21 protein-coding genes are annotated in these 21,711 nt (G+C 59.0%); 13 read left to right on the forward strand and 8 right to left on the reverse strand.

Going from position 1 to position 21,711, the window contains the following annotated elements; translation table 11 throughout:
• Window positions 1-90: 90 nt before the first annotated feature.
• The gene (locus tag ACZRKZ_RS12795) at window positions 91-465 is read right to left on the reverse strand and encodes a YajD family HNH nuclease (RefSeq protein ID WP_133101846.1); all 375 of its coding nucleotides are present in this window, start codon (window positions 463-465) and stop codon (window positions 91-93) included.
• A gap of 151 nt (window positions 466-616) precedes the next feature.
• Here ACZRKZ_RS12795 and ACZRKZ_RS12800 point away from each other — a divergent pair, with 151 nt between their 5' ends.
• Window positions 617-1,537, forward strand: coding sequence for a ParB/Srx family N-terminal domain-containing protein (locus ACZRKZ_RS12800; protein WP_463981755.1), 921 nt, complete (start codon window positions 617-619; stop codon window positions 1,535-1,537).
• 730 nt (window positions 1,538-2,267) lie between these two features.
• On the forward strand, window positions 2,268-3,152 hold the full coding sequence (rarD, locus tag ACZRKZ_RS12805; RefSeq protein ID WP_463970339.1) for an EamA family transporter RarD: 885 nt from the start codon (window positions 2,268-2,270) through the stop codon (window positions 3,150-3,152).
• 33 nt (window positions 3,153-3,185) lie between these two features.
• Here the strand turns inward: rarD and ACZRKZ_RS12810 are convergent, their stop codons facing one another.
• Complete coding sequence (locus tag ACZRKZ_RS12810) at window positions 3,186-3,872, reverse strand: spermidine synthase (protein WP_463981756.1); 687 nt, start codon at window positions 3,870-3,872, stop codon at window positions 3,186-3,188.
• Window positions 3,873-3,950: 78 nt separating this feature from the next.
• Between ACZRKZ_RS12810 and ACZRKZ_RS12815 the strand changes: the two genes are divergently transcribed.
• Window positions 3,951-4,238, forward strand: coding sequence for a hypothetical protein (locus tag ACZRKZ_RS12815; protein WP_463970337.1), 288 nt, complete (start codon window positions 3,951-3,953; stop codon window positions 4,236-4,238).
• 91 nt (window positions 4,239-4,329) lie between these two features.
• On the opposite strand, the gene ACZRKZ_RS12820 is transcribed toward ACZRKZ_RS12815, so the two are convergent.
• Window positions 4,330-6,384 (reverse strand): S9 family peptidase, encoded by a 2,055-nt coding sequence (locus ACZRKZ_RS12820; RefSeq protein WP_463981757.1) that lies wholly within the window; start codon window positions 6,382-6,384, stop codon window positions 4,330-4,332.
• A gap of 91 nt (window positions 6,385-6,475) precedes the next feature.
• Here ACZRKZ_RS12820 and ACZRKZ_RS12825 point away from each other — a divergent pair, with 91 nt between their 5' ends.
• From ACZRKZ_RS12825 to ACZRKZ_RS12835, 3 genes are read left to right on the forward strand one after another with little or no spacing between them, the layout of a single operon-like run.
• The gene (locus tag ACZRKZ_RS12825; protein WP_463981832.1) at window positions 6,476-6,955 is read left to right on the forward strand and encodes an MFS transporter; all 480 of its coding nucleotides are present in this window, start codon (window positions 6,476-6,478) and stop codon (window positions 6,953-6,955) included.
• A 30-nt stretch (window positions 6,956-6,985) separates the two neighbouring features.
• Window positions 6,986-7,762: a class II glutamine amidotransferase gene (locus ACZRKZ_RS12830; protein WP_003210683.1), complete on the forward strand. Its 777-nt coding sequence runs from the start codon at window positions 6,986-6,988 to the stop codon at window positions 7,760-7,762.
• Between the two features lie 11 nt (window positions 7,763-7,773).
• The gene (locus ACZRKZ_RS12835) at window positions 7,774-8,316 is read left to right on the forward strand and encodes a DUF2937 family protein (RefSeq protein WP_133101838.1); all 543 of its coding nucleotides are present in this window, start codon (window positions 7,774-7,776) and stop codon (window positions 8,314-8,316) included.
• Window positions 8,317-8,373: 57 nt separating this feature from the next.
• Here ACZRKZ_RS12835 and ACZRKZ_RS12840 read toward each other — a convergent pair whose 3' ends face one another.
• Window positions 8,374-9,303 carry a LysR family transcriptional regulator gene (locus ACZRKZ_RS12840; protein ID WP_463981758.1) on the reverse strand — a complete coding sequence of 310 codons (930 nt, stop codon included), beginning with the start codon at window positions 9,301-9,303 and terminating at the stop codon, window positions 8,374-8,376.
• A gap of 178 nt (window positions 9,304-9,481) precedes the next feature.
• Between ACZRKZ_RS12840 and ACZRKZ_RS12845 the strand changes: the two genes are divergently transcribed.
• From ACZRKZ_RS12845 to ACZRKZ_RS12855, 3 genes are read left to right on the forward strand one after another with little or no spacing between them, the layout of a single operon-like run.
• On the forward strand, window positions 9,482-10,225 hold the full coding sequence (locus ACZRKZ_RS12845; RefSeq protein WP_463981759.1) for a 5-oxoprolinase subunit PxpA: 744 nt from the start codon (window positions 9,482-9,484) through the stop codon (window positions 10,223-10,225).
• Window positions 10,222-10,926, forward strand: coding sequence for a 5-oxoprolinase subunit PxpB (pxpB, locus tag ACZRKZ_RS12850; protein ID WP_463981760.1), 705 nt, complete (start codon window positions 10,222-10,224; stop codon window positions 10,924-10,926). Before ACZRKZ_RS12845 ends, pxpB begins: the two co-directional genes overlap by 4 nt.
• Window positions 10,923-11,846 (forward strand): 5-oxoprolinase subunit C family protein, encoded by a 924-nt coding sequence (locus ACZRKZ_RS12855; RefSeq protein WP_463981761.1) that lies wholly within the window; start codon window positions 10,923-10,925, stop codon window positions 11,844-11,846. Before pxpB ends, ACZRKZ_RS12855 begins: the two co-directional genes overlap by 4 nt.
• Before the next feature lie 27 nt (window positions 11,847-11,873).
• On the opposite strand, the gene ACZRKZ_RS12860 is transcribed toward ACZRKZ_RS12855, so the two are convergent.
• From ACZRKZ_RS12860 to ACZRKZ_RS12870, 3 genes are all read right to left on the reverse strand, one after another.
• Window positions 11,874-13,052, reverse strand: a complete 1,179-nt coding sequence (locus tag ACZRKZ_RS12860; protein WP_463970332.1) for a vWA domain-containing protein — start codon at window positions 13,050-13,052, stop codon at window positions 11,874-11,876.
• A gap of 18 nt (window positions 13,053-13,070) precedes the next feature.
• Window positions 13,071-13,916: an AAA family ATPase gene (locus ACZRKZ_RS12865; RefSeq protein WP_133101832.1), complete on the reverse strand. Its 846-nt coding sequence runs from the start codon at window positions 13,914-13,916 to the stop codon at window positions 13,071-13,073.
• Window positions 13,917-14,058: 142 nt separating this feature from the next.
• Window positions 14,059-15,135, reverse strand: a complete 1,077-nt coding sequence (locus ACZRKZ_RS12870; protein WP_463981762.1) for a DUF748 domain-containing protein — start codon at window positions 15,133-15,135, stop codon at window positions 14,059-14,061.
• A gap of 125 nt (window positions 15,136-15,260) precedes the next feature.
• On the opposite strand from ACZRKZ_RS12870, the gene cysK reads away from it, so the two are divergent.
• From cysK to ACZRKZ_RS12885, 3 genes are all read left to right on the forward strand, one after another.
• On the forward strand, window positions 15,261-16,235 hold the full coding sequence (gene cysK, locus ACZRKZ_RS12875) for a cysteine synthase A (protein ID WP_463981763.1): 975 nt from the start codon (window positions 15,261-15,263) through the stop codon (window positions 16,233-16,235).
• Window positions 16,236-16,442: 207 nt separating this feature from the next.
• Complete coding sequence (locus ACZRKZ_RS12880) at window positions 16,443-17,381, forward strand: aspartyl/asparaginyl beta-hydroxylase domain-containing protein (protein ID WP_463970329.1); 939 nt, start codon at window positions 16,443-16,445, stop codon at window positions 17,379-17,381.
• 506 nt (window positions 17,382-17,887) lie between these two features.
• The gene (locus ACZRKZ_RS12885) at window positions 17,888-18,748 is read left to right on the forward strand and encodes a DMT family transporter (protein WP_463970328.1); all 861 of its coding nucleotides are present in this window, start codon (window positions 17,888-17,890) and stop codon (window positions 18,746-18,748) included.
• A 31-nt stretch (window positions 18,749-18,779) separates the two neighbouring features.
• Here ACZRKZ_RS12885 and ACZRKZ_RS12890 read toward each other — a convergent pair whose 3' ends face one another.
• A complete protein-coding gene (locus ACZRKZ_RS12890; RefSeq protein WP_463981764.1) occupies window positions 18,780-19,676 on the reverse strand; it encodes a DMT family transporter in 897 nt (298 codons plus the stop codon).
• Window positions 19,677-19,858: 182 nt separating this feature from the next.
• Here ACZRKZ_RS12890 and aceK point away from each other — a divergent pair, with 182 nt between their 5' ends.
• Complete coding sequence (gene aceK / locus ACZRKZ_RS12895) at window positions 19,859-21,592, forward strand: bifunctional isocitrate dehydrogenase kinase/phosphatase (protein ID WP_463981833.1); 1,734 nt, start codon at window positions 19,859-19,861, stop codon at window positions 21,590-21,592.
• The last annotated feature ends 119 nt before the right edge of the window (window positions 21,593-21,711 follow it).

Here is a 21,711-nt window from a genome sequence, read left to right on the forward strand (position 1 = left end):
AGAGGTGCCTTCGAAAAAAGACAGCAGTATAGCGGCAAGCTTCAAGCTTCAAGAGCACGGTTTGAACTTGCAGCTTGAAGCTTGCGGTTTTTAGCTGTCCTTCTTCATCAACCCCGCCAACGCCGCAAACGGGTTGTGCGTCGCCTTGGCAATGGTCGGGCTGCTGGTTGAGCCTTCGCTGAAATACTGCTGGTCGGTATAACGCGAGTGTTCATTGTCATGGCAGTACAGGCACAGCAACTCCCAGTTGGAGCCGTCCTGGGGGTTGTCGTCATGGTTGTGGTTGCGGTGGTGCACGGTCAGTTCGCTCAGGCGCTTGCCGGCGAATTCACGGGCGCAGCGGCCGCACACGTGGGGGTACATCTTCAAGGCTTTGTCGCGGTAGCCCATTTCCCGGTCGCGCTGGGCATCGGCAAGGATGCGGTCCAGCTTGGCGGTGTGGGAGGGCGGGTTGGTCGAGCTCATCATGGCTCCTGTCTTTTAGTGGATCACGGATAGCGTTGATTCTAGCCGCTCATGGGGTAATAAGCCCCTGGCTTTTTTTAGCTGAGGTACAGGCTGGCGGAGAGAATTGTTTGTAGTATCGGCAATACTGAACTCATAAGGATTCGCGCTCATGCGTCTGCATTCATGGTTGTTGGCGCTGTTGTTATGCGCCATCACTGTTCAAGCTCAGGCGTTCTCGACGCCCAAGCCCGGACAGGTGATCGAAGTTTCCCTGGAACAACTGCATCCGACCCAGGCCGTTGTGGGGTTCGATCAGATTTATTACAACCTGGGGCTGTACGCTGAGTCGCCGGCCAAGGCGTTCGACGAATACTGCGAAACCAACGGCCAGGGCGAAGCTGACAATGTGCCTCAACATGCCGATCTGCTTAAGCCCGACAGCTTCACCTGCCAGAGCCCGGTGGGCACCCATCCCCGCGAGATGAAAGCCGTAGTGGTCGGCCCCGGCGGCCAGTTGTACCTCACGGATGGTCATCACAGTTTCAGCACCTTGTGGGAACAACCGGGCGCGGGTCCTCAGTTGAAAATGTGGGTGCGGGTGACGGACGATTTCAGCGACAGCCCAGACCTGGCCACGTTCTGGCAGCGTATGGAGCAGGGGCGCAAAGTATGGCTCAAGGATAGCCAGGGCAGGGCGATAAGCCCTGCGCAGTTACCCGCGCACCTAGGTTTTAAAAACCTGCAGGATGATACCTTCCGCAGCCTGGTGTATTTCACCCGCAAGGCCGCCTACGGCAAACCGGACATGGACGTCGTGGCCCCGGAGTTTCTGGAGTTTTATTGGGGTAACTGGCTGCGGCCGCAGGTTGACCTGAAGGCCTTCAACTTGAACAAGAAGGGTGGTTATAAAGACGCCATTGAAGCAGTCGCCACCTTGATGGTGACCCTGGCGCCTGATGCGCCGGTGGGCGACAGCGGCTTCACTGCCCGGCAGTTGGGAGGCTTTACGGCACTGGACCGCAAGGAACTGAACAAGACCCTCGACAAAAAAGTGCCCTACATTATTGGTCGTCGAAACTCACTGCGCTGAGTCGGTAATCGGCGAGTTGTGCAGGAACGGCCTGGGGTCGCTCCTGCAGGGCGACGGTAAAGAGTAACTTTTGCGACTATCGGCTGGGCGTATAGCGGCTAAATATACAGTAATGGTTGAGCAGATATCGAATTAAATACACTTGGGTATTTCACTTTGCGTGGGACAAATTAAATACCAGAAATTATTGGACTAACTTACTCGAAGTCTTTAGTGTGGCGCCTTCTGGCCCACTGCCGTTAGTTTGGTCTGTGGTGACGTCAGGTGTTAAAACGTTCATTCGTTCCGAGACGGGTCTCTCGGAGAATATGACCTGACAAGGTCATGAAGAACACGAGTGGCCGGTGAACGTATCAGGGCTCCCCTGAAGACTGTTCACCCCGACCTGTAACAGGCTGTTCCCCGTGGAATCGGGTTTCCCATCCCAGCGTCAACCCTATGAGGGTGAGGCTGTGGCGTTTCAAATCAGAGGTGCTCGTCCAGAGTGCACTGCTTCCAATGACCGAAGTCGGGCTAGTTGAAGTGTCTGATGATCGTCGTGCAAACAATAAAAAACAGACGAGGCACCCAATTCTTATTGCTGAACAGTTCAGGGTTAATCCTGTGTGTTCGTTATAAAACTATGGATGCCTGTTAATAAATACCTGATGTTCATCCCACTAACATTCACACTGTGTGAGTGCAGCTTCCTGCTTCAATTAAATAACTGTGCTTGTTTGTCGAGGCTGTTGTGTCTAAAGGTGTTGTTTTGGCGGTTTCCGCCTCCTTCCTGTTTGGCGTGCTGTATTTTTTTACCTCCCTTCTTGAACCATTGAATGGCCAGCAAATATTTGGCTGGCGAATGCTTATTTCGTTGCCCTTCATGACACTGCTGCTCTGTCTCTCTGGAGACTGGAAGTGGGTCCCGCTGATCTACAAGCGCTTGCGCGATAGGCCTGCCTTGCTGCCTTGCGTCGTGCTGACCAGTGCGTTGGTCGGTGTCCAGTTATGGATTTTCATGTGGGCGCCGCTCAATGGCCATGGTCTGGATGTTTCGCTGGGTTATTTTCTGTTACCGCTGACTATGGTCATCACGGGTCGTATCGTTTACGGCGAACGCCTTTCCTACTTGCAAAAGGTTGCCGCCGCGTTAGCCGCGGTGGGTGTGGCCAATGAGTTGTACCGCACGGGTGGGTTCTCCTGGACGACGCTGGTGGTGTGCGTCGGCTATCCGCTGTATTTCGTACTGCGCCGGCGCTGTGGCACCGATAACCTGGGTGGATTATGGCTGGACATGATGCTGATGATTCCTGTGGCGCTATGGTTCGTCCTTGGCGCTGGGTCAATCAGCGAGATCTTGGCGCAGCGCCCAGCGCTCTATTGGCTGGTACCGCTTATGGGATTGGTCAGCGCGGCGGCGGGTTATTCCTACATCATGGCCAGTCGCCTGTTGCCGTTCAGCCTGTTCGGTTTGCTCAGTTACGCTGAGCCTGTGCTGTTGGTGGCGGTGTCGTTGATGCTGGGGGACAGCCTCAAGCCGGGCCAATGGATGACCTATCTGCCAATCTGGCTGGCGGTGTTGGTGTTGGTGCTGGAAGGCTTGAGGCATTTGAATCGATTGCGCCGGTCGATTTGACCCACGACCCGCGCAGTGAATTCAGGGGCTGTTTCAGCCCTTGAGCTTTTCGGCAATCCAGATGGTATGCCGGGTGCCCTTGTTGCCATGGGCAAACACTTGAACTTCCTCTGCCTTGAAGCCGGCCTTGCGCAGTTTCTCGCTGAACTGCTTATCGGCGCTGGCTGACCATACGGCCAGCACGCCCTTGGGGCGCAGGGCCTTGGCGCAGGCGCTGAGGCCGCCAGTCGAATACAGCCAGCTGTTGGCTTTTTGCGTCAGGCCTTCGGGGCCGTTGTCGACATCCAGCATGATCGCGTCGAAGCCCAGGGGCTCGGCCTGCAGCACCTTGGCCACGTCTTCCATGCGGATCACCGTGCGCGGGTCCAGCAGCGGTCGTCCGGACTTTTCTCCCAACGGCCCACGATTCCACTCAACCACGCCTGGCACCAATTCAGCGACCACTACTTCGGCGGTCTTGCCCAAATGCTTGAGCGCCGAGGCCAGGGTAAAGCCCATGCCCAGGCCGCCAATCAATACCCGCGAATCGGGACGACCGGCGACCTTGCGGCAGGGAATCTCCGCCAGGGCATCTTCGGAGCCGTGCATGCGGGTGTTCATCAGTTGTCCGCCGTCACCGCCCTGGATCTTGATGACAAAATCCTCGCCATATTCGAACAGGCACAAGGCACCGCCATTATCGGGAATCGGGGTGGTGTCCAGCAGAACGAAACGTTTCATGGAAATCTCATTGGGAAGGGCATTCTTGCGCGGTTGGGAGTAGCCTTACGGCATTACCGTCAGGCCATGGAGCCATCGATGAAGTGCAGCATTCTAACGGTCATTGTAGGGAGCGCGCTCGCCCTTGGCAGTACCGCCCATGCTCAGGAGTTGCAAGCCGTGCCGAACACCCCCGCGTCCACCACGGGTTCGCCGGGCACTGCAACGCCCACACCTTATCCGCAAGTCACCCCGCCGACCACGCCAAAAGCTGTCGGCACCGGTGCGCCGCCCTTGGTACCGATCATATTGCCTACGCCGCCCAAGGATCAGGCGCTCCCAGGCTTGCAGCAGAACGACAGCAAACCCAAGACGCCCGGCGGCTAGAGCTGTTGCGGCAACAGTTGCCCGTCGGCTATACGCAGGACGTTCGCGCCTGGCGGTCATGTGTTCAGGCACGACCGCCGGTTGGCGTTCCTTAAACCAGCCCCAGCACCTTGAAAACAAATCCATATTCGAGTGCTACGTCACGTAATCCCTGGTAACGACCGCTCATGCCGCCGTGGCCGGCGCCCAGTTCGGTCTTGAGCAACAGCAGGTTGTCGTCGGTCTTGGTGGCGCGCAGCTTGGCCACCCATTTGGCGGCTTCCCAGTACTGCACGCGGCTGTCGTTGTAGCCGGCGATCACCAGGGTCGCCGGGTACGCCTGGGCGCTGACGTTTTCGTAAGGCGCGTAGGCCTTGATGCGTTCGTACACCTCGGGCTCCTGAGGATTACCCCATTCGTCGTATTCGGTGACGGTCAACGGCAGCTCTGGGTCGAGCATGGTGTTAAGCACATCGACAAATGGCACTTCGGCAATCGCCGCCTGGAACAGCTCCGGGCGCTGATTGAGCACCGCGCCGATCAACAGGCCGCCAGCACTGCCGCCGCTGATGGCCAGTTGTTTGGAGGTGGTCAGGCCTTGGGCGATCAGGTGTTCGGCGCAGGCGATAAAGTCGCTGAAGGTGTTCTGCTTGTGTTCCTGCTTGCCGGCGCGGTACCAGGCTTCCCCCAACTCACCGCCGCCGCGTACGTGGGCGATGGCGAAGGCCACGCCTCGGTCCAATAGGCTCAGGCGTGCATGGGAGAACCACGGGTCGAGGCTTTCGCCGTAGGCGCCATAGCCGTACAGATACAGTGGCGTCGGCTGACCCAATTGGTCGCGTTTGACCACAAGGCTAATAGGCACCTGGGTGCCATCGGCCGACGTTGCCCACAGCCGTTTGCTGACGTAGTCGTCGGCATTGAACGCGCCCAGTACCGGAGTTTCCTTGAGCACCTGCTGCGTGCCCGTGGCCAACTCCAACTGACGAACCTGGGCGGGACGGTTTAACGCCTCATAGCGCAGGCGGATCTTGTCGCTGACAAATTCCAGGCTGTTTTGCACGTACAGGCTGTAGGCCGCGTCCGGCAGTTCCACGCGGTAGGCGGGCAGGCCCTGGGGATGTACTTCGATGATCGGCAGGCCGCCGATGCGCAGGCTCAAGGTCATGGCTTTGGCATTGAGGCTCAAACCGTCGATCATCACCATGTCGCTGTGGGGGATCAGGTTCTGCCAGTCGTCCTGGGTCGGCACGCTGGCGTTGTCGGCGGCCTGGAACAGGGCGAAGTTGATGCCGTCGCGGTTGCTGCGAATAAACCAGGTCCACTGCCCATCGAGCTTGCCGTGGTCGACGTCGTACTCATGGCCTTCGACCCGTGGCGCCAGGCAGGTAAAAGCCTGCTGTGGCTGGTTGGCGTCCAGGGCCCAGACTTCGCTGGTGGTCTTGCTGCCCAAAGACAGCAGCAGTTGCCGTTCGGAGCTGGATCGGTAGCAGTGCATGAAGAAACGTCCGTCTGGCTCATGGAACACTTCTTCGGCGGCGGTGCCGTCCAGGCGATAGCGATACAGCTTGTGCGGGCGGTGGGTGTCGTCCAGCTCACCGAAAAACAGCGTCAGGCTGTCGTTGGCCCAGGTCATGCTGCCGTCGCAGTCTTCGAACGCCAGTTCGCTGACCTTGTCGGTGGCCAATTCCTTCACGTACAGGGTGTAAATCTCTTCGCCGCTGGTATCCAGGCTGTAGGCCAGGCGCTGGTGATCCGGGCTGATGCTAAAGGCCCCGAGGGAGAAGAAGCCGCCATTGGCCAGTACGTTCGGGTCGAGCAGCAGTTCTTCGGCGCTTTCATCCACCTTCTGGCTGTCATCGGCAGGGCGCGGGCAGCGGTAGTGGCGGGCGTATTCGTCGCCGGCCGTAGTGCGTGTGTAATACAGGTACGGGCCCCAGGGCGAGGGTAGGGACAGGTCGGTTTCGAGGATCCGGCCCTTGATCTCTTCAAACAGGGTTTCGCGCAAGTCGTGCTGATCGGCCAGTTGCGCCTGTTGCCAGGCATTCTCGGCTTTCAGGTAATCGAGCACCTCGACGCTGTCGCGTTCCTGCAACCAGGCGTACGGGTCGGCGCCTGGGGCCTTGCGGGCGATCGGGGCGGCAGTGACGTGGGTCGATGGGGGCATGGATCACTCTCTGTCAGGCGGTTGGCCGACGGCGGTTGCAGCCGCAGCGCTGAAAAGCCGTTATCATACCGGCCTGTTTGCCTACCTTGCCATGGACACCATGACCGAGAACGACTATCTGACCGCTTGGGGCCTCTACGCCTTCGCCGCTTTGGGCTGCCTGCTGGTGTGGTTTCGCATGACCCGCTGGATCTGGCGCTGGTTGCGCGAACCGTTGCGGTTGCTGATGGTAGTGCTGCTGTTAAGCCCGACCATTGTCGACCCGGTCAAGGAGCAGTTTGCCCCGGCCGTGGCCATCACCGCCCTGGACCTGCTGCTCAAGGTCGGCAACAACGCCTGGCGAGCGATCTCCGATTTGTTCATGTACACGATGATTGCCTTCGCCGTGTACCTGGTGTTTGTGCTGATCCGCTGGCCCATCGAGCGTGCCGCCAAGGCCCGTCGTGAGCAGAAGGCTGCTGTGGCGGCCCAGGTGGCGGCCGAACCCGAGGACGATGAGCCTTTCGGTGGCGATCGTTATGGTCGTCCGGCTGCCCCGGTCAGCGGTATGCGGGTCGAACCGCGTCTTTAACGTCGTCTGCCCTGCATCGAGAATCCTGGCATGTGTGAATTATTGGGCATGAGTGCCAACGTACCGACCGATATTGTCTTCAGCTTTACCGGGCTGATGCAGCGGGGCGGGCGTACCGGGCCCCACCGCGACGGTTGGGGCATCGCCTTCTACGAAGGCCGTGGCCTGCGTTTGTTCCAGGACCCCGCCGCCAGCAGCGAGTCGGAAGTGGCCTTGCTGGTGCAGCGTTACCCCATCAAGAGTGAAGTGGTGATTGGCCATATCCGTCAGGCCAATGTCGGCAAGGTGTGCCTGTCCAATACCCATCCGTTTGTCCGTGAACTATGGGGCCGCAACTGGTGCTTCGCCCATAACGGGCAACTGGCGGACTTTAATCCCCGCGCCACTTTCTACCGTCCGGTCGGCGATACCGACAGCGAAGCGGCGTTTTGCGATTTGCTCAACCGTGTACGTGAGGCCTTTCCTGAGCCGGTGGACATCGAACAGGTGCTGCCGGACTTGATCGCGGCGTGCAGCGAATACCGCAGCAAAGGCGTGTTCAACTGCCTGCTCAGTGACGGTGACTGGCTGTTTTGCTATTGCTCGACCAAACTGGCGCAGATCACCCGTCGCGCGCCCTTTGGTCCTGCGCGGTTGAAAGATGTCGATGTGATCGTCGATTTTCAGGCCGAAACTACCCCCAATGATGTGGTGACGGTGATTGCCACCGAACCCTTGACCGAAAACGAGACCTGGACCCGCTATGAACCGGGCCAGTGGAGCCTGTGGCGGCGCGGAGAATGCGTCAGCCAAGGTAAAACCGAGTAAGGACGTCGATTATGTTGCTCAGCTATCTGCGACTGGTGTTGTTCGCCATTGGCCTGTTGGTCGGTGTGCAAGTGCCTGGGTTTGTCAGCGACTACGCCAAGCGGGTGGAAGCCCATTTGATCGAGGCCCAGACGGGCTTGCGCGGTTTTGAAAGCACCGCGCAACAGTTCTTCAAGGGCGACTTGCAGGCCCTGGTGGCCCATTACCGCGCCAGCGACGACCCGGTGTTTCGCAGCGATGCCAACAGCCTCGGCACCTTGCTCGACCGCCAGTTGGCGTTGGACAAGCAGTTCCAGGCGATGCAAGGGCCCTGGTACATCCGCGTCCTGCAAGTGGCGGTGGCCGCCGACCCGGATATTCGTCGGGAAACCTGGGATGGCTACAGCTACCAGATCCTCCTGACCCCCGAAGCCATGGGCTGGGGCCTGGGTGGGGCGATGCTGCTGTCGTTTGGCCTGGAATGCCTGTTCCGCCTGATCGACTGGGTGGTGCTCGGCGGCAAGCGCCTGCGCCAGAGTCGGCCGATTGAAGAGCGAAATTTGAAGGGATTGTAAGACGGACGTCGCTCGATCTCTGATCACTCCCACGCTCTGCGTGGGAACGATCAAAGGTTATGCGCCGGTCGAAGGCTTGCTGAGTACCATCAATTCTTCTCCAACCTTCTGCGCATACCGCCCCGCCACGGTCTGGCACAGCGCAACCATCTCATCCACCAGCTCCACGCCGACCCGCCATGACACCACCACCTGCAAGTTCGGCGGGCGTTGCGCCATCGGTAGCATGACCAATTCCCCTCGCGCCAGTTCTTCGCTGACCAGTACCGGTGGCAAGGCGCCAATACCGAAGCCGTCCCGCAGTAAGCGGGTGATGGCCGACACCGAGTTCACGCAGTTCATCCGCGGCGCGGCCACGCCGTTGGCCTGCATCAGGCTGAGCACGTCCTGGTGGGGATGGGAGTTTTTCGAATAGGTGATGATCCGTTCCTGGGCCAACTCGGCGAGGGACGCGTACTCGCGGTTGTAGATTGAGTGACTGGCGACGATCCAGCCCATGGGATGGCTGGCCAGCTCCAGGCTGCGCAGGGTTTCCTGGCGCAGCAGGTCGGTTTGCAGGATCAGGTCGAGAAAGCCTTTTTGCAGCTGATCGCAGAGGTTCAGCGCGGTATCGGCCACCAGCTCGATTTCCACCCGCGGAAAGTGCTCCATCAACTCCGTCATCAGCGGGCTTAGCCAGGTGTGGATCACCGTGTCCATCACCCCGATGCGGATACGTCCGACCTTGCTGCTGGTGGTTTCCAAAGACTGCTTGAGGCCTTGCATGGTGACCATCATTTGCTCGGCATAATCGAGCACCTTCAAGCCTTCAGGGGTTAGGCTCACGCCTCGTGAATCGCGCAGGAACAGCTTCACCCCCAGTTCGCTTTCCAGGACGGCAATGCGGCTGGAAATCGAGGCCTGGGTGGTGAAGAGCTTCTCGGCGGTGAGGCGAAAACTCTTGAGCCGGGCCACCCAGACGAAGGTTTCGAGGAACTTCAAATTCATGGGATCAACTTTTTCTTATGCATGGATCGGTTTTTATTAGTTGGACGCAGTGCAGGGCAAACGCCAAAAATCGAGCCGTCTCACGATAAGCGTCGTAGGGGCTCAGGACAACAGCGTTGCGAGATCTTGGTAAAAGATCCCACACTACAAAATAATAAAGCCTACAGGAGTCCTCACCGTGAGCCGCCTGCTATTGAACTGCGACATCGGCGAAAGCTTTGGCAACTGGACCTTGGGTCTGGATGCCGAGGTCATGCCGTTCATCGATTGTGCCAACGTTGCCTGCGGCTTTCACGCCGGGGACCCGAGCATCATGCGCAAGACCGTCAGCCTGGCGCTTGAGCATGACGTGCAGATCGGCGCGCACCCGGCGTACCAGGACCTGGCAGGTTTCGGTCGTCGCTCCATGGCCTACACCCCCCAGGAAATCCAGGACCTGCTGCATTACCAGATCGGCGCCCTCGACGGTATTTGCCGGGCTCAGGGTGGTCGGGTCAGCTACGTCAAACCCCATGGCGCGATGTACAACGACATGATGGCCAAGCCGGCCCAACTGCGTGCGGTGATCCAGGCCGTGGCGGCGTACGACGCGAGCTTGCCGCTGATGCTGATGGCCACCCGTGACAACAGCGCGGCCCAGGCCTTGGGCGATGAGTATGGCGTGACCCTTTGGTTTGAAGCCTTCGCCGACCGCGCCTACGACAACGCCGGGCACCTGGTCTCGCGCCAACTGCCGGGGGCGGTGCATCACGACCCTGAAAAAATCATCGAGCAGGCGTTGATCATCGCCCGTGGCCAAACGCTTGTAGCCAGCGACGGTAGCGCCTTGCACCTGCACGCCAACACCCTGTGTGTGCACGGTGATAACGCCAGTTCGGTGGCGGCGGTCCAGCGCATCCGCGAGGCGTTGAAACCGCGATGAAATTGCGCATTGAAGTGGTTGCCATCGACTGCCTGATGGTGCGCCTGTTTGACTCGATTGCCGAAGACAATATGCCCTGGATGCTCGCCGCCACGCGCCGCTTGCGGGAAGGTTTTGGGGCGGCTTTGGTGGATCTGGTACCGTCCTACACGACGTTGATGGTGCATTACGACCTGACCGAATTAACCCCGGCCCAGGCGCGCGAACTGATCTCCCACGCATTGACCGACTTGCAGCCTGAACCCAAGGGCAGCGGGCAGTGCCATGTGTTGCCGGTCTGGTACGACCTGAGTGTTGGCCCGGAACTGACGTTGCTGGCCCAGCGCAGCGGTATGGCGGTGGAAGAGGTGATTCGTCGTCACAGCCAGCATGAGTACCAGGTGTTCGCCCTGGGCTTTGCCCCCGGTTTTGCCTTTATGGGATTGGTGGACGAAATACTCGCGGCGCCACGGCTGAACACCCCGCGCAAACGGGTGGCGGCTGGCAGTGTCGGTATCGCCGAGCGACAAACCGCCGCCTATCCGGTGGTTTCACCGGGTGGCTGGAACCTGATCGGCCGCACCCCGGCCAAACTGTTCGACCGCGAGCGCGACGGTTACAGCCTGATGCAGCCGGGGGATACCGTCCGTTTCGAGGCCGTCAGCCATGCCGAGTTCATCAACCAGGGTGGCGATGACACGCCGTTGGAGGCGCAGGCATGAGCCGCTTGTTGATTGAGGCTGGCACTCCGCTGTGCCTGTTGCAGGACGCCGGGCGCTTTGGTGTCAGGCATTTGGGCGTGACCCAGGGCGGCGCGTTGGATTGGGTATCGATGTCGTGGGCCAACTGGCTGCTGGGCAACTCATTGGATGCGCCGGTGGTGGAAGTGACGTTGGGCGGGTTTACCGTGCTGGCAGAGGATTACTGCCTGTTGGCGTTGGCCGGTGCGGATCTGGGGGCTTATGTAGATGAGCGCCCGGTGAGCCCTGGACGCAGCTTTATTCTGCAGAAGGGCCAGCGATTACGTTTTACCCAGCCCTTTAGTGGGGCGCGAGCTTACCTGGCGGCACCGGGCGGATTTGATGCGCCGAAGGTGCTGGGCAGTTGCGCCAGTGTGGTTCGCGAAGAGCTGGGCGGGTTGGATGGCCTTGGTCGAGCCTTGGCCGAAGGTGCGTACCTCGTCTATTCCGGGACGGGAGGCACTGTGCGGTCATTGTCCTGCGACCAGCAGCCGAACCTTCAATCCATGGCGCCGCTGGACGTGATCCTCGGTGCACAGATCGGCCAGTTTAGCGGCCAGAGCCTGTTCGATGTATTTAACACCGACTGGACCCTCGATAGCCGTGCCGACCGCATGGGGATGCGTTTACTCGGCACGCCGTTGCAGTACCAAGGCCCGTCGTTGATCTCGGAGGGCATCCCGCTGGGGGCGATCCAGGTACCGCCAGACGGCCAGCCGATCGTGTTGCTCAATGACCGGCAGACCATTGGTGGCTATCCGCGATTGGGGGCGTTGACGCCGTTGGCGCTGGCACGCCTGGCGCAGTGTTTACCGGGTGAGAAGGTGAGACTGGCGCCGGTGGTGCAGGAGACGGCGCATCGGCAGCAGGTCGAGTATTTGCAGCGGCTTGCTCGGAATTGATCATTCCCACGCTATGCGTGGGAACGATCATTTAGACAAAAACCGCATCCCTTCTTCCAGCCCGCGCAAGGTCAGCGGATACATCTGGTCCTCGATCAAGTCCCGAACGATATTGGTCGAAGCCGTATAACCCCAGGTGTCTTTGGGATACGGATTAATCCAGATCAGCTTCTTGTACTTCGCCATGAAGCGCTGCATCCACACATACCCCGGCTCCTCGTTCCAGTGCTCGACGCTGCCGCCGGCCTGGGTAACTTCATAGGGCGCCATGGACGCATCGCCGATGAAGATCACTTTGTAGTCGGCGCCATACTTGTTCAGCAAATCCTGGGTCGAGGTGCGTTCTGAACCCCGACGCAGGTTGTTCTTCCACACCGATTCATAAATGAAGTTGTGGAAGTAGAAATACTCCAGGTGCTTGAACTCGGTCTTGCAGGCCGAGAACAGCTCTTCGCAGATCTTCACGTGGGCGTCCATCGAACCGCCGATATCGAACAGCAACAGCAGCTTGATGGTGTTGCGCCGTTCCGGGCGCATCTGAATATTCAGCAGCCCGGCATCGCGGGCGGTGTGGTCGATGGTGCCGTCGATATCCAACTCTTCCGCAGCGCCTTGGCGGGCAAACTTGCGCAGGCGACGCAGGGCGATCTTGATGTTGCGGGTGCCCAGTTCCACCGAGTCATCGAGGTTCTTGTACTCGCGCTGATCCCAGACCTTGACCGCCTTGCCCTGGCGCTTGCCGGCATCGCCGACGCGAATGCCTTCGGGGTTGAAACCGCCGGAGCCGAACGGGCTGGTGCCACCGGTGCCGATCCACTTGTTGCCGCCGGCATGGCGTTCCTTTTGTTCTTCCAGGCGTTTCTTGAACTCTTCGATCAGCTTGTCCAGGCCTCCCAGGGACTGGATCTGGGCCCGTTCTTCATCGCTCAGAGAGCGTTCGAACTCCTTGCGCAGCCAGTCCTCGGGAATCAGCGCCTGCAGGTGGTCGTCGAGTTTCTCCAGGCCATTGAAATAGGCACCGAAAGCCCGGTCGAATTTGTCGAAATGCCGTTCGTCCTTCACCAGGATCGCCCGGGACAAGTAGTAAAACTCGTCCATGTCGGCGAAGGTCACCCGCTGTTTCAGGGCGTTGATCAGGTCCAGCAGCTCGCGCACCGACACTGGCACCTTGGCTGCACGCATTTCATTGAACAGGTTGAGCAACATGGCGATCGCCTCGGATGATCAGCGATTGCCGCGACGGCTCATGAACGCCAGGCGCTCAAGCAGTTGCACGTCCTGCTCGTTCTTCACCAGGGCGCCGGCCAGGGGCGGGATGGCCTTGGTCGGATCGCGCTCGCGCAGTACCGCTTCGCCGATGTTGTCGGCCATCAGCAGTTTCAGCCAGTCCACCAGTTCGGAGGTGGAGGGCTTCTTCTTCAGGCCCGGCACCTTGCGCACGTCGAAGAACACGTCCAACGCTTCGCTGACCAGGTCTTTTTTGATGTTGGGGTAGTGCACGTCGACGATTTTTTGCAGGGTGATGCGGTCCGGGAAGGCGATGTAGTGGAAGAAGCAGCGACGCAGGAAGGCGTCCGGCAGCTCTTTCTCGTTGTTGGACGTAATGATGATGATCGGGCGTTTCTTGGCCTTGATGGTCTCGTCGATCTCGTAGACGTAGAACTCCATCTTGTCGAGTTCTTGCAGTAGGTCGTTGGGGAACTCGATGTCGGCCTTGTCGATTTCATCGATCAGCAGAATTACCCGCTCCTCGGACTCGAACGCTTCCCAGAGCTTGCCCTTTTTCAGGTAGTTGCGTACGTCGTGAACCTTGTCCACACCCAGTTGCGAGTCCCGCAGGCGGCTGACCGCATCGTACTCGTACAGGCCCTGGTGGGCCTTGGTGGTGGATTTGATGTGCCAGGTGATCAGCCGGGCGCCGAAGGACTCGGCCAATTGCTCGGCGAGCATGGTCTTGCCGGTGCCGGGTTCGCCCTTGACCAGCAAGGGACGTTCCAGCGTGATGGCGGCGTTGACGGCCAGTTTCAGGTCATCGGTGGCAACGTAGGCCTGGGTGCCTTCGAACTTCATCTATCAATCCTCGAACGTGACGCCGAGCGGCTCCGGGCCGGCCAGCCAAGTATTCAGCATGGCTGCGACTATACCGCGCAGCCCCGGCGACTGTGAACGCAGACGGGCTATTCAGTCTCTGAATGGAGCGTCACATCCTGACTTAGTCCGCGCTGGGTTTGGGCTGTTCATAGCGAGCGTTAAAGGCCTGGATAAAACCGTTGCGTAAAATCTGCAAAAACGCCTGGAACGCGCTGATATCTTGCTGATGGACGCTGCCATTTAGCTCAACGCGGGTGGCGAACTGGTTCTTGCCTTGGTTTTTCAGCACTGTCTCACTGACGCCGACCAGCGCTTCCCAGATCGAACGGAAGAAGCCCTTGTCTTTGTTTTCCACGTCCTGTTGCCAGTTGAATACTTCGACATCCCGCAGCAATGGTTTTATATAGCCGCTCAACTGGCCTTTTTTGGCCTGGGCTTCGATCACCACATCGCCGGTGCCTGAGCTGAAGTCGAATCTGCCATAGGCCGAGGCGAAATCATTCATGCGTTTGAGTTGGATGTCTCGGGCCCGAAGGCGGAATTCGAAGTCTTCGAAATTGCTTAGCGGGTCGAAGGTAGCCGTGGCTTCGAGCGGCGCATGCCCCAGCAGCAGGGCCTTGCCGTCGAAGCGGGCGTCGCGTTGGCCTTTGACGTCCACCACGTTGGTCAGGTTGTAGAAACTGGCGTTGACTTGGGTGGCGTCCATTTTGACCGGCGGCTTGGAATTGAAATTATGGAAGGAAATTTGCCCGTCGTTGATGCGCACCTCGTTGAGGGTGATGGGCAACAGTTTTCCCAGTTGCGCCCGCCAGTCAGTGCCTTGACCTGTCTGGGAAGCCTGTTTGTTGGCGCCGCCGTCGACAAAGTTGAGCTCCGGCTTGATGAACTGTACCTCAGCCACCACCGCGTGGTCGTACCACAGCGAATGCCAGCTCACCGACAGGTCGATTACCGGCGCCTTGACGAACGGTACCGGTACCTTGCCGTCGACCTTGACGATCTGCAGGCCGTTGATGCGGTAGGCGCCGCGCCACAAGGCCAGGTCAACCTCGGTCACCTGTCCACGGTAATCGCCCATGTTGGCGATTTTTTCATTCAGGTAATTGCGTACCAGATAGGGCAGGACGATATCCAGCGCCACCAGTAGCAGCACAAGCCCGGCCACGGTCCAGATGGGCCAACTGTATTGACGTTTCATCGAGGGTTCTCCAGCGGTATAGGTGGTTGACTGCGCCTGGCGCTGGACGTTCGTCTTGACTGGACGCCTTGAAGCACGAGGCATACCCTTGGGGCCTTCCTAAAAGCCGCCTTAAGGACCCCGTCATGAGCCGCATTTTTGCAGACAACGCGCACTCCATCGGTAATACGCCCCTGGTTCAGATCAACCGCCTCGCGCCTCGGGGCGTGACGATTCTGGCCAAGATCGAGGGGCGTAACCCTGGGTACTCGGTGAAATGCCGGATCGGCGCCAACATGATCTGGGACGCCGAAAGCAGCGGTAAACTCAAACCTGGCATGACCATCGTCGAGCCTACGTCGGGCAATACCGGGATCGGCCTGGCGTTTGTCGCCGCTGCCCGTGGCTACAAGTTGCTGCTGACCATGCCGGCCTCCATGAGCATCGAGCGGCGCAAGGTACTCAAGGCCCTCGGTGCCGAGCTGGTGCTGACCGAGCCGGCCAAAGGCATGAAAGGTGCCATCGAAAAGGCTGGCGAAATCCTTGCCAGCGACACGGCCAAATACTTTATGCCGGCCCAGTTTGAAAATCCGGCCAACCCGGCAATCCACGAGAAAACCACTGGCCCGGAAATCTGGAACGACACCGATGGCGCTGTTGATGTGTTGGTGGCGGGTGTAGGTACCGGCGGCACAATCACCGGGATTTCCCGCTACATCAAGCTGACCCAGGGCAAACCGATCCTTTCGGTGGCCGTGGAGCCGATCAGTTCACCGGTGATTACCCAGGCGTTGGCTGGCGAAGAAATCAAACCCAGCCCCCACAAGATCCAGGGGATTGGCGCCGGTTTCGTGCCGAAGAATCTTGATCTGTCGATGGTGGACCGGGTTGAGTTGGTCAGTGACGACGAGTCCAAGGTTATGGCCCGCCGCTTGATGCAGGAGGAGGGGATTCTTTGCGGTATTTCCTGTGGCGCGGCGATGGCGGTGGCGGTGCGTCTGGCAGAGAAGCCGGAGATGCAGGGCAAGACTATCGTGGTGATACTGCCGGACTCCGGTGAGCGTTACCTGTCGAGCATGTTGTTCAGTGATTTGTTTACCGATCAGGAAAACCAGGCTTGAGATGCTAATGAGTAGGGTTGACCCGCGTCAGCCCTGTTTTGATGTGCCTTATGCATAATTGATCGCTATCGCGCACCCCTTAATACTGATTGTTGGATTGCGCGGGTTTTTCCGAAGGCCTGGAGTGTTTATCATGGCCGTCTGCTATGTCTGGTTTCCCGTCAATGGGAGGCTGTGGACCAGACGCCTATTTCCAGGAGTTGCTGCATGACCTTTTCTTTGGCCGCCAAGCTGTCGGTGTTGCTGCTGTTTATCGGCAGCACGCTTTATGTGCATTTGCGCGGGAAGGCACGTTTGCCGGTGTTGCGTCAGTTCGTCAACCACTCGGCGCTGTTCGCCCCGTATAACGCCTTGATGTACATCTTTTCCGGTGTGCCGTCCAAGCCGTACCTGGATCGCAGCAAGTTCCCGGAACTGGACGTGCTCAAGGACAACTGGGAAGTAATCCGCGACGAGGCCATGCACCTGTTTGACGAGGGCTACATCCGCGCCGCCGACAAGAACAACGACGCTGGGTTTGGCTCGTTCTTCAAGAAAGGCTGGAAGCGTTTCTACCTCAAGTGGTACGACAAACCGCTGCCATCGGCCGAGTTGCTTTGCCCGAAAACTGTGGCCCTGGTCAGTAGCATCCCCAACGTCAAGGGCGCCATGTTTGCCCTGTTGCCTGGCGGTAGCCACCTCAACCCGCACCGGGACCCGTTTGCTGGTTCCCTGCGTTATCACCTGGGCTTGTCGACGCCCAACTCTGACGATTGCCGCATCTTTGTTGATGGCCAGATCTACGCCTGGCGAGACGGCGAAGACGTGATGTTCGACGAAACCTACGTGCACTGGGTGAAGAACGAAACCGAGAAAACCCGGGTGATTCTGTTCTGCGACATCGAGCGGCCATTGAGCAGCCGACTGATGACGCGCATCAACCGCTGGGTCAGCGCCCAACTGGGTCGCGCCACTGCTCCGCAGAATCTTGACGATGAGCGCGTTGGAGGGATCAACCGGGCCTATGCCTGGAGCAAGCGTTTCAGCGACAGCTTCAGTGGTGTGATCAAACAGTGGAAGCGTCGCCATCCAAAGGCCTACCGTGTCATGCGACCGGTGCTGGCGGTGGTGGTGTTGACGGCGTTGGGGTATTGGTTGTTTGGTTGAGTGTTTTTCAGGCATAAAAAACCGCTCGGATGAGCGGTTTTTTTATGCTGTTGATTTGTCAGGGCTGCCAGCCAATAGGCTGGGTTCTTTAATACTTCCTGTCATGGTTGCATTGAGGAAGCGACGTCTTTCACCCATTGTCCTTACTGGCCTTTTGGCGAAGTCGTTGCAAGGCATGTCGCCGGATGGTTATAGTCGGCACTCGGTGTTTCACAGCACCCTCCACCCCTTCAAAAAAGATCAGCCCATGCCAGCTTCCCAGCGCATAGCGGTAATCGATTCAGCGGTCAACGCTGTGGTCGTGCCGTGCGGGAATCAGCAGCCTGCGCAGATCGGCCAGTATCCCCCACCTGTCAGTAGCACGCCGGTGTACGCAGTCGTATCACCGCCTGGCGTTGGCATTTCGGGCTGATCAGCTACCTGCTGCTCTCCCGCGCCCGCCTGAAAAAACTACTGAATTTCAGCCTTTGCTGAGTTGGCTTTTTGCCTGATCACAGGTGGTACCCATGTCTGTTCTTTCGAAACAATCCGTGGCCGCGGCGGCCTCGACGAGCCTGTTTGTCCTGCTGTGGAGCAGTGGGGCGATTTTCTCCAAGCTGGGCCTGGCCCATGCTTCACCCTTTGCCTTTCTACTGATTCGTTTTGCCATTGCCCTGCTGGGGCTGGTGATTCTGGTGCCGATTCTCAAGCTCAAGCTGCCACAGTCGGGCAAGGCGATGCGTTTTGCGGTTGCCACCGGCCTGGTGTTGTTGGGGGCCTATCAGATTTTCTATCTGTTGGCCCTGGATCTGAAAGTCACCCCTGGCGTCATGGCGACTATCATGGGCGTGCAGCCGATCCTGACCGTGGTGCTGGTGGAGCGCCAGCGCTCCTGGAGCCGGATGTTCGGCCTGGCGCTGGGGTTGGCGGGGTTGATCATGGTGGTCTACCAGGGCATCGGTTTGTCCGGCATGTCCCTGGCAGGGATGCTCTTTGGCCTGTTGGCCCTGGCGAGCATGACCCTGGGTTCCATCATGCAGAAACGGATCACCGATAACCCATTGGGTACGCTGCCGGTGCAGTACTTGGCAGGTTTGTTGTTGTGCTCGGTGTTTGTGCCGTTCCAGCCCTTCCACTTCGAGCACAACGTGGGTTTTTATGGGCCAGTGTTGTGGATGGGGTTGGTGGTCTCGCTGCTGGCGACGCTGCTGCTTTACCGGCTGATCGCCAGGGGCAATCTGGTGAATGTCACCAGCCTGTTCTACCTGGTGCCGGCGGTGACGGCGGTGATGGATTACCTGATCTTTGGCAACCGGCTGGCGATGTTGAGTCTGCTGGGGATGGGGCTGATCATCGTTGGGTTGGTGTTTGTGTTCCGTAAAAGCTGATCGGTAGCTGAAGGGGCGACTGATCTCGCCCCTACAGCGTCTTGGCCAACGTCCCCGGTCTGAGCACCAGCCACAACGCCCCCGCAATCAACACCCCGCCATACAGATGGGCCATGGACAACGGTTCATCCAGCAACAGCGCGCCCCACAACACCCCGAATGGCGGAATCATGAACGTAACAGTCATGGACTTCACTGGCCCGATGGAGGTCAGCAAACGGAAGTACAGAATGTAGGCAAAGGCCGTACACACCAGCCCCAATCCCAGCAAGGACAGCCATACGTTCCAGCCACCCCAACTGGCTGGCGGCTGGCTGATAGCGCTGTAGGCAAACCATGGCAGCAGAAACAGCGTCGCGCCGAGCATGCTGCCCAGGGCGGAAAGGCGACTGTCCAGGCCTCCCTGTTGATCCAGCCAGCGCCGGGCGAGAAACCCTGCGAACCCATAGCAGGTGGTCGCCAGCAGGCAGGCGAGGGCGCCCATCAGCAGTTCCATGTCGAATGCCATCGGTCCTGCGCGGGTCAGGATGCCGACGCCAAACAGACCCAGGCACACCCCGGCAATCTTCGACGGTGTCAGCCGCTCGCTGAAAAACAGCCCGCCAATCAACACGCCCATCAATGGCGTGGTTGCATTGAAAATTGCCGAGTAACCCGCCGGCAATACCTGGGCGGCCACTGAATACATGGTTGCGGGAATCCCCGAGTTGATCACTCCCAGCAACAGTACGGTCTTGAACTTGCCTTGAAAATCCCAGCGCACCCGCATCATGGCGAGGATCACCAGCAGGCCGGTGGCGGCAATCGAGACGCGAAAGAATGCCGTAGGAATCGTGCCGATTTCCGGGGCGATAATCCGCATGAACAGAAAGCTTGCGCCCCAGATGGCGGCCAGCACCAGCAGGTGCAGGGTGTCGACAGGTCTCACGGACAACTCCTTTTTAACAAGGCCGAGAGTGTTGCCTACCGACCTACCTGACACAATCGCTAATAACTATTTAATGTACGAAATGAACAAAGGTGTACAGGGCGAGCTGCAAGATTGCGCTTCTCCTGCTCCCCTACACTGGCTAAGCTCAGGTCTTCCGAATGCCCGCAGAGGTCTCCGATATGCCGCAGCAAACGCCAGCCATCGACACCGCGCTCTCCATCGCAACAGTGATCCTCGATGGCTTCGACGACTACCGCGAGCATTTTCGCCAGATCACCGACGGCGCCCGGCAGCGCTTTGAAAAAGCCCAGTGGCAACAAGCGCAAGTGGCGTCGGCGGCGCGTATCAACCTCTATGAAGAGAAGGTCGGCGAAGTGACCGCACGGCTGCAGGCCACCTTCGATGATGAGCCGCTGTTCGACGTCAAATCCTGGCCCTTGGTGAAAAGCGCCTATATCAGCCTGATCGACCTGCGCTTTGACGATGAACTGTCGGAAACCTGGTACAACTCGATCTTTTGCGGGCTGTTCAGCCATGACCTGATCAGCGACGGCTGTATGTTCATCCACACCACCCGGCCGAGCCTGCGCCGGGCTCGGGCGGCGCAAACCCGCACCTACAAGCCTCAAGGCAAGCTTGCGGGCATTCTGGAGCAGATCTTCGCCGACTACAGCTTTAGTGAGCCCTACGCGGACTTGCCCGCCGACCTGCGCCGACTCGAAGGGCAGTTGCGCGAAAACCTGCCGGATTGGGTGTGCAAGGACCCGGACCTCAACGTTGAACTATTTTCCTCGGTGCTCTACCGCAACAAAGGCGCTTACCTGGTAGGGCGTATCTACACCCGCGACGAGCAATGGCCGCTGGTGATTCCGCTGCTGCACCGAGAGGGGCGCGGTATCCAGATCGATGCGCTGATCACAGATGAAGCCGATGTGTCGATCATCTTCTCGTTCACCCGTTCCTATTTCATGGTGGATGTGCCGGTGCCAGCGGAGTTTATCGGCTTCCTCAAGAGCATCCTTCCGGGCAAGCATATCGCCGAGTTGTACACCTCCATCGGCTTCTACAAACACGGCAAGTCTGAGTTTTACCGAGCACTGATCAACCATCTGGCCACCACCGACGACCAATTCATCATGGCGCCCGGCGTGCGCGGCATGGTTATGAGCGTGTTTACCCTGCCGGGCTTCAACACCGTGTTCAAGATCATCAAGGACCGCTTTTCACCGTCAAAAAACGTCAACCGCGCCACGGTGATCGAGAAGTACCGGTTGGTGAAGAGTGTCGATCGGGTCGGGCGCATGGCCGATACCCAGGAGTTCGCCGACTTCCGTTTCCCCCTGAGCAAGTTCGAGCCCGAGTGCCTGGCCGAACTGCTGGAAGTGGCGGCGGGCACCGTCGAGCTTGAAGGCGACACAGTGTTGATCCGCCATTGCTGGACGGAGCGGCGCATGACGCCGCTCAACCTCTACCTGGAAAACGCCAACGCCGCCCAGGTGCGCGAAGCCCTGGAAGACTATGGCCTGGCGATCAAGCAACTGGCGGCGGCGAATATCTTTCCTGGCGACATGTTGCTGAAGAACTTTGGCGTGACCCGTCACGGTCGCGTGGTGTTTTATGACTACGACGAAATCTGCTTTCTGACCGAAGCCAACTTCCGCCATATCCCGGCATCGCGTACTCCGGAAGATGAAATGGCCTCGGAGCCGTGGTATTCCATCGGGCCGCTGGACGTGTTTCCCGAGGAGTTTCCACCGTTTCTGTTTGCCGATGCCGGCCAACGCCGGCTGTTCGACGAATTGCACGGCGAGTTATACAACGCCGATTACTGGAAAGGCCTGCAGGAAGCGATTCGAGCCGGGAAGGTGATTGATGTGTTTCCATATCGGCGCAAGGGCTTGGATAACGAGTAGGGCGCCAGGCGAGCTGCTGCCCTGGGTTGCTCGGTTATGCGGGCTCCCACTGGCGACAGACTCGTCCTTGCACGCCGAAATCTGCGACAATCGCCCCCCTGAATTTTGCCAATCATGTC

Source organism: Pseudomonas sp. c313 (genome assembly GCF_055407145.1).

What these genes read in the sequence shown, in the direction of transcription:
- ACZRKZ_RS12795 (WP_133101846.1), bottom strand. Translation starts at nt 465, where the DNA reads ATGAGCTCGACCAACCCGCCCTCCCACACCGCCAAGCTGGACCGCATC.
- ACZRKZ_RS12800 (WP_463981755.1), top strand. Translation starts at nt 617, where the DNA reads ATGCGTCTGCATTCATGGTTGTTGGCGCTGTTGTTATGCGCCATCACT.
- ACZRKZ_RS12810 (WP_463981756.1), bottom strand. Translation starts at nt 3,872, where the DNA reads ATGAAACGTTTCGTTCTGCTGGACACCACCCCGATTCCCGATAATGGC.
- ACZRKZ_RS12815 (WP_463970337.1), top strand. Translation starts at nt 3,951, where the DNA reads ATGAAGTGCAGCATTCTAACGGTCATTGTAGGGAGCGCGCTCGCCCTT.
- ACZRKZ_RS12820 (WP_463981757.1), bottom strand. Translation starts at nt 6,384, where the DNA reads ATGCCCCCATCGACCCACGTCACTGCCGCCCCGATCGCCCGCAAGGCC.
- ACZRKZ_RS12825 (WP_463981832.1), top strand. Translation starts at nt 6,476, where the DNA reads ATGGACACCATGACCGAGAACGACTATCTGACCGCTTGGGGCCTCTAC.
- ACZRKZ_RS12830 (WP_003210683.1), top strand. Translation starts at nt 6,986, where the DNA reads ATGTGTGAATTATTGGGCATGAGTGCCAACGTACCGACCGATATTGTC.
- ACZRKZ_RS12835 (WP_133101838.1), top strand. Translation starts at nt 7,774, where the DNA reads ATGTTGCTCAGCTATCTGCGACTGGTGTTGTTCGCCATTGGCCTGTTG.
- ACZRKZ_RS12840 (WP_463981758.1), bottom strand. Translation starts at nt 9,303, where the DNA reads ATGAATTTGAAGTTCCTCGAAACCTTCGTCTGGGTGGCCCGGCTCAAG.
- pxpB (WP_463981760.1), top strand. Translation starts at nt 10,222, where the DNA reads ATGAAATTGCGCATTGAAGTGGTTGCCATCGACTGCCTGATGGTGCGC.
- ACZRKZ_RS12855 (WP_463981761.1), top strand. Translation starts at nt 10,923, where the DNA reads ATGAGCCGCTTGTTGATTGAGGCTGGCACTCCGCTGTGCCTGTTGCAG.
- ACZRKZ_RS12860 (WP_463970332.1), bottom strand. Translation starts at nt 13,052, where the DNA reads ATGTTGCTCAACCTGTTCAATGAAATGCGTGCAGCCAAGGTGCCAGTG.
- ACZRKZ_RS12865 (WP_133101832.1), bottom strand. Translation starts at nt 13,916, where the DNA reads ATGAAGTTCGAAGGCACCCAGGCCTACGTTGCCACCGATGACCTGAAA.
- ACZRKZ_RS12870 (WP_463981762.1), bottom strand. Translation starts at nt 15,135, where the DNA reads ATGAAACGTCAATACAGTTGGCCCATCTGGACCGTGGCCGGGCTTGTG.
- cysK (WP_463981763.1), top strand. Translation starts at nt 15,261, where the DNA reads ATGAGCCGCATTTTTGCAGACAACGCGCACTCCATCGGTAATACGCCC.
- ACZRKZ_RS12880 (WP_463970329.1), top strand. Translation starts at nt 16,443, where the DNA reads ATGACCTTTTCTTTGGCCGCCAAGCTGTCGGTGTTGCTGCTGTTTATC.
- ACZRKZ_RS12885 (WP_463970328.1), top strand. Translation starts at nt 17,888, where the DNA reads ATGTCTGTTCTTTCGAAACAATCCGTGGCCGCGGCGGCCTCGACGAGC.
- aceK (WP_463981833.1), top strand. Translation starts at nt 19,859, where the DNA reads ATGCCGCAGCAAACGCCAGCCATCGACACCGCGCTCTCCATCGCAACA.